This is a genomic window from Pantoea sp. (assembly GCF_028283705.1).
Taxonomy (GTDB): domain Bacteria; phylum Pseudomonadota; class Gammaproteobacteria; order Enterobacterales; family Enterobacteriaceae; genus Pantoea.
Genome location: NZ_JAPWKD010000011.1, coordinates 40416 through 52649, shown reverse-complemented (window position 1 = coordinate 52649; position 12234 = coordinate 40416). Strand labels below are relative to the sequence as shown.

General features: G+C 65.5%; 14 protein-coding genes and 4 pseudogenes. 15 read left to right on the top strand and 3 right to left on the bottom strand.

The features are described from left to right. Positions 1–113 precede the first annotated feature (113 nt). The 11 genes from PW844_RS07370 to PW844_RS07320 all read left to right on the top strand — a co-directional run bounded on the left by PW844_RS07370 (position 114) and on the right by PW844_RS07320 (position 7472). Positions 114–953: a Dabb family protein gene (locus tag PW844_RS07370; protein ID WP_299449860.1), complete on the top strand. Its 840-nt coding sequence runs from the start codon at positions 114–116 to the stop codon at positions 951–953. 88 nt (positions 954–1041) lie between these two features. Continuing rightward, entirely contained in the window at positions 1042–2202 is a 1161-nt protein-coding gene (locus tag PW844_RS07365; RefSeq protein WP_299449858.1) for a phage portal protein, read from the top strand. A gap of 52 nt (positions 2203–2254) precedes the next feature. After that, complete coding sequence (locus PW844_RS07360; protein ID WP_299449856.1) at positions 2255–2530, top strand: CopG family ribbon-helix-helix protein; 276 nt, start codon at positions 2255–2257, stop codon at positions 2528–2530. Beyond that, entirely contained in the window at positions 2527–2823 is a 297-nt protein-coding gene (locus PW844_RS07355) for a type II toxin-antitoxin system RelE/ParE family toxin (RefSeq protein WP_299449854.1), read from the top strand. The genes PW844_RS07360 and PW844_RS07355 overlap by 4 nt, the downstream gene beginning before the upstream one ends. Before the next feature lie 234 nt (positions 2824–3057). Next, on the top strand, positions 3058–3378 hold the full coding sequence (locus tag PW844_RS07350) for a DUF6107 family protein (protein WP_299449852.1): 321 nt from the start codon (positions 3058–3060) through the stop codon (positions 3376–3378). 279 nt (positions 3379–3657) lie between these two features. Then, positions 3658–4248: an HK97 family phage prohead protease gene (locus PW844_RS07345; RefSeq protein WP_299449850.1), complete on the top strand. Its 591-nt coding sequence runs from the start codon at positions 3658–3660 to the stop codon at positions 4246–4248. Positions 4249–4252: 4 nt separating this feature from the next. Further along, the gene (locus PW844_RS07340) at positions 4253–5515 is read left to right on the top strand and encodes a phage major capsid protein (protein WP_299449848.1); all 1263 of its coding nucleotides are present in this window, start codon (positions 4253–4255) and stop codon (positions 5513–5515) included. Positions 5516–6029: 514 nt separating this feature from the next. Further along, positions 6030–6599 carry a head-tail connector protein gene (locus tag PW844_RS07335; RefSeq protein ID WP_299449846.1) on the top strand — a complete coding sequence of 190 codons (570 nt, stop codon included), beginning with the start codon at positions 6030–6032 and terminating at the stop codon, positions 6597–6599. Between the two features lie 2 nt (positions 6600–6601). Then, positions 6602–6937: a phage head closure protein gene (locus tag PW844_RS07330; RefSeq protein WP_299449844.1), complete on the top strand. Its 336-nt coding sequence runs from the start codon at positions 6602–6604 to the stop codon at positions 6935–6937. After that, entirely contained in the window at positions 6934–7074 is a 141-nt protein-coding gene (locus PW844_RS07325) for a hypothetical protein (RefSeq protein ID WP_299449842.1), read from the top strand. Before PW844_RS07330 ends, PW844_RS07325 begins: the two co-directional genes overlap by 4 nt. After that, the gene (locus tag PW844_RS07320; RefSeq protein WP_299449840.1) at positions 7071–7472 is read left to right on the top strand and encodes a DUF3168 domain-containing protein; all 402 of its coding nucleotides are present in this window, start codon (positions 7071–7073) and stop codon (positions 7470–7472) included. The genes PW844_RS07325 and PW844_RS07320 overlap by 4 nt, the downstream gene beginning before the upstream one ends. Here PW844_RS07320 and PW844_RS07315 read toward each other — a convergent pair. Both PW844_RS07315 and PW844_RS07310 read right to left on the bottom strand, forming a co-directional pair. Beyond that, a complete protein-coding gene (locus PW844_RS07315; RefSeq protein WP_299449838.1) occupies positions 7462–8727 on the bottom strand; it encodes an MFS transporter in 1266 nt (421 codons plus the stop codon). The two genes, PW844_RS07320 and PW844_RS07315, sit on opposite strands and share 11 nt — an antisense overlap. Before the next feature lie 308 nt (positions 8728–9035). After that, positions 9036–9974, bottom strand: coding sequence for an NmrA/HSCARG family protein (locus PW844_RS07310; RefSeq protein ID WP_299449836.1), 939 nt, complete (start codon positions 9972–9974; stop codon positions 9036–9038). A 206-nt stretch (positions 9975–10180) separates the two neighbouring features. Between PW844_RS07310 and PW844_RS29420 the strand changes: the two are divergent. The 4 genes and pseudogenes from PW844_RS29420 to PW844_RS29410 form a co-directional block, all read left to right on the top strand. Beyond that, a pseudogene (locus PW844_RS29420) lies at positions 10181–10303 on the top strand (winged helix-turn-helix transcriptional regulator); the annotation flags it as partial. 160 nt (positions 10304–10463) lie between these two features. After that, positions 10464–10951, top strand: a pseudogene (locus PW844_RS29415) (phage major tail protein, TP901-1 family). Next, positions 10951–11313 (top strand): gene transfer agent family protein, encoded by a 363-nt coding sequence (locus PW844_RS07300; protein ID WP_299449832.1) that lies wholly within the window; start codon positions 10951–10953, stop codon positions 11311–11313. The pseudogene PW844_RS29415 and the gene PW844_RS07300 overlap by 1 nt, the downstream one beginning before the upstream one ends. Before the next feature lie 62 nt (positions 11314–11375). Beyond that, a pseudogene (locus PW844_RS29410) lies at positions 11376–11516 on the top strand (phage tail assembly chaperone); the annotation flags it as partial. Between the two features lie 361 nt (positions 11517–11877). Here the strand turns inward: PW844_RS29410 and PW844_RS07295 are convergent. Continuing rightward, a pseudogene (locus PW844_RS07295) lies at positions 11878–12164 on the bottom strand (endonuclease domain-containing protein). Between the last annotated feature and the right edge of the window lie 70 nt (positions 12165–12234).

Here is a 12234-nt window from a genome sequence, read left to right as displayed (position 1 = left end):
GCGCCAAAAGCCGGTGTCGGGTGCACCTGCGAGACGCCACCGTGCCGCGGTTGAACCCCGCTGCCCCGCATGCTAACCGCTGCGGCAGACAACCTTGCCGAGGAGTGCCGCGCGTGATCCGTCATATCGTCTTCTTCAACGTCCCCGATCGGGCCAATCTCGAAGCGGTGCGGGCCGGCCTGTCGATCCTCACCGAAATCCCCCATGCCCGGCTGCTGGAGATCGGCACCAACGTCAAGACCGACCAGCTCGGCACCGATGTCGATCTCGTCGTCTACGGCGAATTCGACGACGAGGCGGCGCTGGCCGCCTACAAGGCGCATCCGAACTACCAGATCTCGATCGAGCGGGTGCGGCCGCTGCGCGAGATGCGGATCGCCGCGGATTACGACAGCGCAACGGCGGCGACGGCAGCCGCTGTAGCCGGCTCCGGTCGCGCCGATATTGTCGCGCCGCGCCGCGGCGCGGCCACCGACGGCTTCGGCCGGGGTGCGGCGACCGTCAGCCGCTCAGAAGCGCCGGATCGCGAAGCTGACGACAACGGTTTTCCAGGCGTCGTAATGGTCGGCCGGCAGCATGGTGAAGGGCGCACTGCGGACGACCGCTCTGCTGACGGTTTGCAACAATATTTGCCGCTGGACGGTGGTGCCGCCGCGCACCCGCACCGCAGGTCGGCCGACTATGTTGCCGCTGCGGTCCAGATGCAGCCTGATATCGGCAGACACGCCCACGGCATCGTGGAGTTCGGAAGACGGGAACCAGTGGCTTTGGATCGACGCCCGCAGCGCGTCGAGAGACGACTGTTTCATCAACGCCGGTCGGGCCTCGCCGACCTGCGCCAGCAGCAACACGCCGAGCAGGGCCATGGTAATGAATGTGACGGCACGGTGCATGGCTGCCTCGCTGACAGGTCGATGCCGACGGCGATGACCGCCGGCGTGATGATGGGATAATGGATAGCGGCCCACCGGCCTGCTGAGAAGCCCTTGAAAATGATGGGCCTCTCCGCCGCCGCCAGCGCCACCAACCAAGGACATCCGGATGAAACTCCCCTTTCCCCTGCCGTGGCGTCCCGCCACGTCGGGCCGCAAAACCGTGCCCGAGCAAAAGGCCACCGGCGCGCTGCTGGCGCTGTCCACCGACGCCCGGGCCCACTGGACCGGCCGTTCCTACGCGGCGCTCGCCCGCGAGGGTTTCATGAAAAATCCCGTCGCCCACCGCTCGGTGCGGCTGATCGCCGAGGCGGCGGCGTCGGTCTCCTGGCTGCTCTACGAGGGCGACCGCGAGATCGGCGACCATCCGCTGCTGGCGCTGATGCGCCGGCCGAACGGCCGCATGGCCGGCCCGGATTTCTTCGAGGCGCTGCACGGCCATCTGCTGTTGTCCGGAAATGCCTATGTCGAGCCGCTGTCGATCGGCGGCGAATTGCGCGAAATGCATCTGCTGCGCCCGGACCGCGTCGCCATCGTCGAGGGCCGCGACGGCTGGCCGGAGGCTTACGAGTATCGCGTCGGCGGCCTGGTCCGCCGCTTTGCCGCAGACGTCGACGGGCTGACGCTGCTGCACCTGAAACTCTTCCATCCGCTCGACGACCATCTCGGCTTTCCGCCGCTGGCCGCCGCCCAGGTGGCGCTCGACCTGCACAATGCCTCGGCCAGCTGGAACAAGGCGCTGCTCGACAATTCGGCCCGGCCCTCCGGCGCCCTGGTCTACCAGCCGAAGGAGGGCGGCAACCTGTCGCCGGACCAGTACGAGCGGCTGCGCCAGGAACTGGACGAGGGCTATTCCGGGCCGATGCGGGCCGGCCGGCCGCTGCTGCTCGAAGGCGGGCTCGACTGGAAGTCGATGGGCCTGTCGCCGAAGGACATGGATTTCGTCGAGGCGCGCCATGGGGCGGCCCGCGACATCGCGCTCGCCTTCGGCGTGCCGCCGATGCTGCTCGGCATTCCCGGCGACAACACCTATGCCAACTACCAGGAGGCCAACCGCGCCTTCTACCGGCTGACGGTGCTGCCGCTGCTGGCCCGCACCGCCTCGGCGCTGTCGCTGTGGTTTGCCGGCGCCTATGGCGACGGCCTGCGGCTGGAGCCGGACCTCGACACCATCGCCGGCCTGGCGGCCGAGCGCGACCAGCTGTGGACGCGGGTCGGGGCGGCCGATTTCCTGACGGATGCGGAGAAGCGTCAGGCGGTGGGATATTGAGGCGGGTTCGAAAATTTGTTATACGGCGTATAACAAATCAAGGAGTTTTTCGATGGCCAAGCCAGTCTTATCCGACCCGATCGCCTTGCGCATTCCCGAGGACATGCTGGCGGATATCGAGGCGATCGCCAAGGCTTCCGATCGCAACCGCAGCTGGGTGATCGTCCGGGCGCTGAAATATTACCTGATGCAGGAGGGCAATGATGTCCTGCAGATCATGGCAGCGCAAGCGGATGTCGAAGCCGGCAACGTCATGGACCTCGATGATCTGCTGGCGGAGTTCGATGCCGATGGCGAAACCAGGCCAATCAAAGATGACGCTGCATGACAAAGGTGCGGATTTCGACACGCGCCGCCGCGTTCATCCGCTCAGAAAGAGCGTATCTTGCGCGGTTCAACAAGAGAGCCGCGGCCGGCGTGTCGCGGCAACTCCGTCAGGCTGCAAAGACACTATCCGACTATCCGAATGTTGGCACGCCGGTTATGGCGCGGGGTGATGTCCGGCGCTTCGTCACGCCGCCTTACGTCATAGACTATGAAATCCATCCGACCGAACTGGTCATCCTGCTCATCCATCACGGCAGGCAGGACATCTCGCTCGTGATTGATGGCGAACAGTAGGTTGTTTCAGGTCAATAGGCCGAAAACCAAGGTTAACAGTGCTTTGATGGAAGTCTCGAGCGCCAGCCCCATTTCGCTGACTCAACCTCTCAATGGCCTGACTCAACTCGCCAAAAATCGGCCCGAACCGATTCAAAACACACGCTGAATTGCGACCGTGACGCCGCAACGCAGGCGCATTGCCGCAAGCCGCAGCCTTTTGCCGATCCCCATCCTAACATCGAGAGATTAACAATGGCGCATCTTCCAAGCGACGCCGGGCTGTGGGCGGCAAAGATCGTCGGCGCTTCGGCCGGGGCCGCGGTGTCGCTGATCTATCTGCTGCCGAAGAACCGGCGCGAGGCGGCCGGCCGCTTCTTTACCGGCCTGTCCTGCGGCCTGATCTTCGGTGGCCCGACGGGCGTCTGGGGAGCGGAGCGGCTCGATCTGTCGCCGGTGCTGTCGGCCGTCGACGTGATGCTTGCCGGCTCCGCCGCTGCCAGCCTCTGCGCCTGGTGGGGGCTCGGCATCCTGTCGCGGCTGGCCGATCGCTACGGCGAGAAGCCGGGGCAGTGAGTGATTAGTGAGTAGTGATTAGTGATTAGCGAGTAGGCAGTAGGCAGTAGGCAGTAGGAAATAGTAATTTTCGACATACTCCGTCATGCGGCCTCTATATTCAGATAGTCATGATTTACTATTGCCTATTGCCTACTGCATTTTACAAAATGACTACTCACTACTCACTACTCACTACTCACTACTCACTACTCACTACTCACTACTCACTACTCACTACTCACTACCACTCCCCCGCGCCGCCGATCGAAACATCAGTACAATCCGGAGCCTTTCACCATGACCGCATCCCGCGCGTCGGCGCGATTTCCCATGGGCGTCGATACCTGCAAATTCGCCAGCCTCGAACTCAAGGCGCTCCATCGCGACGGCAGCTTTTCCGGCTATGCCAGCGTTTTTGGCGAGGTCGATCTCGGCAAGGACCGCGTCGAACCCGGCGCCTTCCGAAAATCGCTCGGCGAACGGGGCGCATCGGGGGTCCGCATGCTGTTCCAGCACGATCCCTCCGAGCCGATCGGCGCCTGGAAAACCATCCGCGAGGACAGCCGCGGCCTCTATGTCGAAGGACAGCTGGCTGCGGGCGTCGCCCGCGCCCGCGAAGTGCACCAGCTGTTGAAGAACGCCGCCCTCGACGGCCTGTCGATCGGCTTTCGCACGGTGCGGGCAAAGACCGATGCCAAGTCCGGCGTGCGGCGCATTCTGGAGGCCGACCTCTGGGAAATCTCGGTGGTGACCTTTCCGATGCTGCCTTCGGCCCGTGTCCAGAATGTCAAGCATGCGCGGTGGTTCCGCGACAGGGAAACCGAGCTCGTCCGCCATATAAGGCGGGCGGCGCGAAAGTTGATGACAGAAACCTTTGAAAAAGGATAGTCGCATGAGCGAGCAGGCAACAACGGCGCCGCGTGGCACCATGGAAATCAAGACGGTGCCGGATACGGTGAGCGCCGCCTTCGAGGAATTCATGGAGGCCTTCGAAGCCTTCAAGGATGTCAACGACCGCCGTCTCGGCGAGATCGAGGGCAAGCTGACGTCGGATGTCGTCACCCGCGAAAAGGTCGACCGCATCAACAAGGCGATGGACGACCAGAAGAAGGTTCTGGACCAGCTGGTGCTGAAGAAGGCCCGCCCGCCGCTCGGCCGCAGCGCCCCCGGCTCGGCCGACGCCGCCGAGCACAAGGCCGCCTTCGAAACCTATATCCGCCGCGGCGACGAGGCCGGCCTGCGCGAGCTCGAAGCCAAGGCGCTGTCGGTCGGCTCGAACAGCGATGGCGGCTATCTGGTGCCCGACCAGACCGACACCGAGATCGGCCGCCGCCTGTCGGTGGTCTCGCCGATCCGGTCGCTGGCGACCGTCCGCCAGGTGTCCGGCTCGGTGCTGAAGAAGCCGTTTACCACCCAGGGGCTTGCCGCCGGCTGGGTGGCCGAAACCGCCGCCCGGCCGCAGACCAATGCGCCGCAGCTCGCCGAGCTGAGCTTTCCGACCATGGAACTCTACGCCATGCCGGCCGCCACCCAGGCGCTGCTCGACGATGCCGCCGTCGATATCGAAAGCTGGATCTCCAGCGAGGTCGACATCGTCTTTGCCGAGCAGGAAGGCACCGCCTTCGTCACCGGCGACGGCGTCAACAAGCCGAAGGGTTTTCTGGCCTATACGGCGGTGGCGGATGCCGCCTGGAGCTGGGGCAATCTCGGCTATGTGGCGACGGGGGCAGCCGGCGGCTTCAAGACGGCGGGCCCGGCCGATGTGCTGATCGATACGATCTATGCGCTGAAGGCCGGCCATCGCCAGAACGGCAATTTCGTCATGAACCGGCGCACCCAGGCATCGATCCGCAAATTCAAGGATGCCGACGGCAACTACCTCTGGCAGCCGCCCTCCGGAGCCGGCCAGCCGGCCGCGCTGATGGGCTTTGCGATCACCGAAGCCGAGGACATGCCCGACATCGCCGCCGATGCGCCGGCCATCGCCTTCGGCGATTTCCGCGCCGGCTACCTGGTCGTCGACCGCACCGGCATCCGCGTGCTGCGCGATCCCTATTCGGCCAAGCCCTACGTGCTGTTCTACACCACCAAGCGGGTCGGCGGCGGGGTGCAGGATTTCGAGGCGATCAAGCTGATCAAGTTTGCGGTCAGCTGAGGCGCCATTTGCCGTGCCGGCGCGAAAATGCCGCGTCGAACATGCCGGCAACCGCAGCCGATGGGGCGTTTTTGCCGCCCCGTCGGGGCGCCATCTTGGCCTCGGGCCTCAGCGGGAGCGTTGGAGGGCACAAGACTCTCCACCCTCATCCCTGTGCTCGTCACAGGGAATCCAGTGCGCCCAAGTCCTCGGGCGCGAAAGACTTTTTGGTGAGCGGAAGAGAGTCCTCTCACGGCGCAGACGCGCCGTGGCTGGATTCCTGTGACAAGCACAGGAATGAGGGAAGGCGGGGAGCCGGCATTCGATCAGTGACTTGCCAGAAATCCATCCTGTCGCTTTCCCGTCGCCTACGCGGGAAATTGTTCCGCGCCCGACACCCCTCCATCCACGCCGTCATCGCCCCCCCGCAAGGGAGGCTCGTCTGCCGCACGGCCTGCATCTCGGTCGAAAGCAGCGAATGGCCTGCCACGCCCATCTTCTCACCCGTTGCCCAAATCGCCGCACAGGAGACCCCATGACCTATGCCCTGATCACGCCGCCCGCTGCCGAGGCGCTGGCGCTTGCCGAGACCAAGGCGCATCTGCGGCTCGATACGACCGACGAAGACGACCTCGTCACCCGCCTGATCACCGTTGCCCGCGAGCATCTCGAGCGCAGCACCGGGCTTTGCCTGATGAACCAGAGCTGGCGGCTCCATCTTGATTCAATCTGTGAAGACGGCGTCATCCCGATTGCCAGGGGCCCGGTGCAAACCATTGAAAGCGTGATGGTTTACGACGAGACGGGCAGCCCTTCGGCGCTCTCGCTCGACGGCCATGTGCTGGACGGGTTCAGGCGTCCGGCGCGGCTGATGCTGCCGAAGCCGGTCAGGCCCGGCCGCGCCGTCAACGGCATCGAAATCGATTTTACGGCCGGCTTCGGTGCGACCGCCACCGACGTGCCGGACACGCTGAAGCGGGCGATGCTCAGCCATGTGGCACAGATGTTTTCCTGCCGCGGCGTCGTTGCCGCCGAAGACCAGCCGGCCCTGATCCCGCCCGGCTACGATCGGCTGCTGGCGCCTTTCCTCATCCGGAGCCTTTGACCATGCGCTCGCGCTTTTTCGATCCCGGCCAGATGACCGCGCGGCTCACTCTCGAAGCCGCGGTCGAAACGCCCGACGGCCAGGGTGGCGTCACCAAAACCTTCGTCGAGACGGCATCGGCCTGGGCGCTGATAGAGCCGGTCAGCGACAGCGTCGAGGAGCAGGCGTCGGCAGAGATTTTCCGGCGGACGCACCGCATCTGGCTGCGCTTTCGCCCGGACGTGTCCGCCGGCATGCGGTTGCGCAAGGGCGGCCGGATTTTCTGGATCGGCGGCACCCAGGACCCCGATGACAGTCGCCGCTACCTGATCTGCCATTGCGAGGAGACAGCTGCATGAATGCCTTGTCGATCTATACCTTGCCCGATCTGACGCTGCTGCTGACGCGGCTGTCGGCCATCGGCCGGCCAACCCCGGCAAACCAGCGACCCGGTGAGCGACCCTGCGGGCAGCGCGACGAAGGCAGTCGCCGATGAGTGCTGCCGCCAACCAACTGCTGCAGGCGATCCATGCGGCGCTCGCCGCCGACGCCGGGCTGACGGCGCTGATCGGCGCCGACGGCATCCGCGATCGGCTGGTGACCGGCCGGCAATTGCCCTGCATCGTCATCGCCGAGCTGGTCAGCAACGACTATTCGACGTCCACGGAGCCGGGCGAGGAGCATTTTCTGACGCTGCAGGCCTGGTCCGATGCGGCGGGCCAGCGCCAGGCCCAGGAGATCGCCACGCTCGTCCGCCGCCTGTTGCAGGACGGCGACCTGCCGCTTGCAGCCGGCGTGTTGGTAAACCTGCAGCATGTGACGACGAAAGCCAGGCGCGAACCGCAGACGCGGCTGTTCTGCGCCGAGATGCGCTTCCGGGCGGTCACCGAATAGTCGCGGCAAGCCTGGATGTCGGTCTCTGCTTCAGGCGATGGCCGCCGCCCGATCCGGCGTGGCCGCCCGCCGCACCAGCAGGCCGAGCGCCATGATCAGCGCCAGCGCCAGCGCCGCCAGCACGGCGCAGACGGTGAGGGCGATCGGAGCGCTGGCGTGGTCGAGGATGGCGGTGAAGACCACCGGCGCGATGGCGTTGGCAAGGTTCTGCGGCAGCCCCAGCCGCGCCGAATGCAGGCCGTATTCGGCCGGCGAAAACAGCGCCAGCGGCAGCAGCGCCCGGGCCACCGCCATGACGCCGCCGCCGAAGCTGAACAGCAGGGTGAAGATCACCAGTTGCACCGTCGACGCGCCGGCCACGAGAAGCAGCACGAAGCTGATCACCATCAGTCCGATACCGATGCCCGGCGCTGAGGATCGGATTGCCGCGCCGGCCGAGCAGCATGTCCATCAGCCGCGCCGAAATGCCGATGACGCCGCGCGCCGAACCCAGCTGCAGAGCCAGCGCCGGCGAGGCGCCGTACTGGCGAAAAATCTCGAGCATCGAGGGCGACAGGCCGAAGGTGACGAAGGTGGAAATCGTCGTCGCCGCGGCGATCAGCACAAAGGCCTTGCGCCGGCCGGCCGCCGACAGCGGGATCGGCGCTGCGTGGTGGCCGGCATCGCCCTTTGCTGCGGCGATCGGCTTTGGCAGTGCGAACAGGTACAGCGGCAGGCTGACGAACAGATGCAGGCCGGCGCAGATCAGAAAGGTCGCGCGCCAGCCGAAATACGCGTCCAGTAAAGTGAGGATCGGCCAGGCCAGCGTCGTCGACAGGCCGGTGAACAGCATCATGATGGTAATGATGCGCTTGCCGTTCAGTCCCTCGCGCTCGACCACCGCCGCATAGGCGGGCGCCGACAGGCCCATCGCGCCGGCAAGTCCCATCACCAGCCAGGCGAGGGTATAGAGCACGAGACCGCTGGCTGCGGCGAGCAGCAGCAATCCGATGGCAAAGGTGATCGACGAGGCGGTGAGCACCCGGGCGGCACCGTGGCGCGCCAGCGCCCGACCGATAGCCGGGCTGACGAGCCCGGTGATCAGCATCATCACCGTCAGGCCGGCAAAGACGATCTCGTTCGACAGGCCGAGATCGGGCGCGATGATGCGGCCCATGGCGCCGAGCATATCGAAGCTGGTGCCCCAGCTGATGATCTGCGTGATGCTGAGAACGGCAACCGTTTGCGCGGAACGCAGTGAAAAGGATTTGGTCATGAAAAAGCGGCGGTGTTCGAAGGATTGTATCGTTGTCCGTAACAGTTTCGCCGTCTGGTTGAAAGTGACATCTCGATGACAGCAAGGGGAGGTTTTGCCAGCGTCTTTCCGGTGGCGCCGCCAAGGCGGAAGGGACCATTGCCGGGCCCATCATCGCATGGATGCCAGGCGGCCTCGCCGGTCGGCCGGGCCGCGCTCGGGAGAGCCGCCGTCCGACTGGCCGGGATGGTTCCGCCCAAGTCGGCGCCGCCCTTTGCTGCAGGTAACGACGGCGCCGCCGCGCCGGCCCTTGCTGCCGCAACGGCCTGTCAGCGCAGCGCGATCGGGCCGCCATCCGCCTCCATGGCCGCCAGCAACAACGGCTTGCCGGTCGTCTCCAGCCATTGCTCCATGGTCAGCAGGCCGGGAAAATCGCGCCGAAGCGCGGCCAGATCGGCATTGCCGGCCAGGCGGCCGTCGTCGACCAGCGCGACCAGCCCGGCCAGGAACAGGTTGTCGTCCAGAAGGCTGTCGGGAAAGCGCAGGTAGCGGATCGGACGTCCTGCCGCCTGGCTCAGCCGGCCGGCCAGTTCATTGCCGGTCAGCGCATCGCCGGCGATCTCGATCGTCCGCCCTGTGAATGTCGCGGGGTCGGCGAAAATGCCGGCGACGATCCGGCCGATGTCCTCGACGGCGATGAATTGCATCGGCTGGTCTGGCTGCATGGCGAAGCTGAACATGCCCTGGTCGAGGCCCATGCCGGGCAGCATCAGGATTTCCATGAAGGCGCTGGGACGGATGATGGTGCTTGCGATGTCGAGGCCGGCGATATGCGCCTCGATCCGGCTCTTGCTGTCGAAATGCCCCATTCCGGTTTTTTCCGGCCCGGCGGCGTTGACGGAGGTATAGACCAGATGCTTGACGCCGCTGGCTTTGGCGATGTCGGCGATATCGCTGCCGTAGCGGATTTCCTCGGCATCGGTGACGCCGCCGTCGGCGACGCTCTGGCCCGAACTGGGCTGCACGCTGAAGACGCCGTAGACACCGGCCATGGCGGCCTCGATGGAGCTCCTGTCGGCAAGATCGCCTCTGGCAAGCGCAACGCCGCTGGTTGCCAAAGCCCGCGCCTTGGCGCTGTCGACATCGCGCACCAGTGCGGTCACCGGCCAGCCCTGGGCGCGCAGCGCCGCGGCAACGGCACCGCCCTGCTGGCCGGTCGCGCCGAAAACGAGAATGGTTTTGCCTTGCCTGTCCACGATAGTCTCCATCGGTAACTCTTGATGGTTACCCATATATACCGCTAGAAAGGTGTCGCAAGACGGCACAGGAATGTGCGTCGGTCACAGGAAGAGAACCAGTGTCGCAAACCATCCATGGCCGACGTTACGAGATCACCGCCCGCGGCCCGGTGCTGGAGCCCTGCGCGCCGCATGATGTGCTGTCCCGGCTCGGCGACAAATGGACGACGCTGGTCATGTCGCTGCTGGCCATCGCTCCCGACAACCGGCTGCGCTTCTCGCAGATCAAGAACGGCATCAGCGGCATCTCGCAGCGCATGCTGACGCTGACGCTGCGATATCTGGAGCGGGACGGTCTGCTCGTCCGCCATTATTTCGCCGAGGTGCCGCCGCGCGTCGAATACGAGCTCAGCCGATGGGCAAGAGCATGCTGCCGGCGCTCGAAGGCTTTACCAACTGGATCCGGTCGAACTGGCCGGCGATCGAGGATTCCCGGCGTGAATTCGACGCCCGGGATGCATGACGCGCGACAGGCCGGCAAGACGTCATCCAATCGCACAGGCGCCCCTCCGGGCGCCTTTTTCTTTGAAAGGAATTCCGATGGTGGCGCAGAAGGGCAAGGACCTGCTGCTGAAGATCGACAATGGCGGCGCTTACGAAACGGTGGCCGGCTTGCGCAGCAAAAAGCTGTCGTTCAATGCCGAGACGGTGGATATCACCGATGCCGAGAGCGTCGGGCGCTGGCGCGAGCTTCTGGGCGGCGCCGGCGTGCAGCGTGCCTCGCTGTCCGGCTCCGGCCTGTTCAAGGACCAGGCGTCGGACGCGCTGATCCGCACCGCCTTCTTCGGCGGGCGATCCTGTCCTGGCAGATCGTCATTCCGGATTTCGGCACGGTGAGCGGCGCCTTCCAGGTGACGGCGCTGGAGTATGGCGGCGCCCACAATGGCGAGGTGACCTTCGACATCGCGCTGGAATCGGCCGGCGCCATCGCCTTCGGAGCGCTGTGATGCTGCGCCCCGGCATCGGCGCCCGCGCCAACCGCCGACGTGGCGAGATCGAGGCGGAAATCGACGGCGAGCGCCGCATCCTCTGCCTGACGCTCGGCGCCCTGGCCGAACTGGAAACCGCCTTTGCCGCCGACGATCTCGCCGGCCTGGCGACGCGCTTTTCGGCCGGCCGGCTGAAGGCTGCCGATCTCATCCGCATCCTCGGCGCCGGCCTGCGCGGCGGCGGCAATGTCTATTCCGACGAGGACGTGGCGGCGGCCGGCATCAGCGGCGGCATTGCCGGAACTGCGGCGATTGTCGGCGAGCTGCTGACGGCAACGTTCCTCGGGGAGCGGGTGGGACCCGCGCCGGACCCTCGCTAGCCGCAGCCGGGAGAGCCGCCGACGGGCCGGGCGAGGCGAGGCCGACGGCCTTTCCCTGGCGCCGCGCCCTGCATGTCGGCCTCTGCCTGCTGCGGCTTCCACCCGACATTTTCTGGGCGATGACGCCGATCGAATTCCACGCCATGGCCGGCGGCCTGTCGCCGCCGGCGCCGCGCTCGATCGGGCAGGATTGGCGGCGATGATGGCGCGGTTTCCGGATTGAGGAGGGGGGCAAGATTGGCTCGGCGATTTTTCGCAAAGGGGGGCGGGCTGCTCGGGGAGGACGGTGACGCGGTTTCTTCTCTCGGATGGCTGCTGCGAAAAGACAACCGACAGTGTCCCAGAGTGCCCCTCACCCTAACCCTCCCCCGCCCGCGGGGAGAGGGGACTGCCCATGTTCGCGACTCTCTGATTTACCCGAGGCCGCTGGCCTCACGCTTTCCCCTCCGCCGCTGCGGGGAGAGGGGCTGGGGTGAGGGGCATATTTCCCGAGTGCAGGGTTGAAGTTAAGATCCTGCGCGTCCACGCGTTCGGCCAGTCTGCCATCGCAAATCGCGAGCTTTTTCATCGTGAACGGGCGCAATTGGTGAGCGGGTCAACATTCCAGAAACGCACCACGCTCCACCCGTTTGCATTCATGAATTCATCGCGCCGCCTGTCTTGTGCATTGCCGACATGCTGGCTGCCATCCACCTCGATACGATGTTTTTCACGACAAGCAAAGTCGCGAAATAGGGACCTAGGGGGAGCTGTCGGACGAATTTCAGTCCGTTCAAGCGACGGTTTCGAAGTTCGGACCAAAGTTTGTTTTCCGCATCGTTGTCGGCCTGACGCAATGAGCGGGCACGCAGGGTGGATTTTTGGCTTGGTCCTCTCTTGGTCGTGTCCCTCGCAGGTTGCCCCTCACGCTCCCTCTCCCTC

Bases quoted from the DNA above. Each gene is read 5' to 3' on its own strand.
- PW844_RS07300 (WP_299449832.1), top strand. From the start codon at position 10,951: ATGCTGCGCCCCGGCATCGGCGCCCGCGCCAACCGCCGACGTGGCGAG.
- PW844_RS07330 (WP_299449844.1), top strand. From the start codon at position 6,602: ATGCGCTCGCGCTTTTTCGATCCCGGCCAGATGACCGCGCGGCTCACT.
- PW844_RS07355 (WP_299449854.1), top strand. From the start codon at position 2,527: ATGACAAAGGTGCGGATTTCGACACGCGCCGCCGCGTTCATCCGCTCA.
- PW844_RS07350 (WP_299449852.1), top strand. From the start codon at position 3,058: ATGGCGCATCTTCCAAGCGACGCCGGGCTGTGGGCGGCAAAGATCGTC.
- PW844_RS07310 (WP_299449836.1), bottom strand. From the start codon at position 9,974: ATGGAGACTATCGTGGACAGGCAAGGCAAAACCATTCTCGTTTTCGGC.
- PW844_RS07315 (WP_299449838.1), bottom strand. From the start codon at position 8,727: ATGACCAAATCCTTTTCACTGCGTTCCGCGCAAACGGTTGCCGTTCTC.
- PW844_RS07335 (WP_299449846.1), top strand. From the start codon at position 6,030: ATGACCTATGCCCTGATCACGCCGCCCGCTGCCGAGGCGCTGGCGCTT.
- PW844_RS07340 (WP_299449848.1), top strand. From the start codon at position 4,253: ATGAGCGAGCAGGCAACAACGGCGCCGCGTGGCACCATGGAAATCAAG.
- PW844_RS07360 (WP_299449856.1), top strand. From the start codon at position 2,255: ATGGCCAAGCCAGTCTTATCCGACCCGATCGCCTTGCGCATTCCCGAG.
- PW844_RS07320 (WP_299449840.1), top strand. From the start codon at position 7,071: ATGAGTGCTGCCGCCAACCAACTGCTGCAGGCGATCCATGCGGCGCTC.
- PW844_RS07365 (WP_299449858.1), top strand. From the start codon at position 1,042: ATGAAACTCCCCTTTCCCCTGCCGTGGCGTCCCGCCACGTCGGGCCGC.
- PW844_RS07325 (WP_299449842.1), top strand. From the start codon at position 6,934: ATGAATGCCTTGTCGATCTATACCTTGCCCGATCTGACGCTGCTGCTG.
- PW844_RS07345 (WP_299449850.1), top strand. From the start codon at position 3,658: ATGACCGCATCCCGCGCGTCGGCGCGATTTCCCATGGGCGTCGATACC.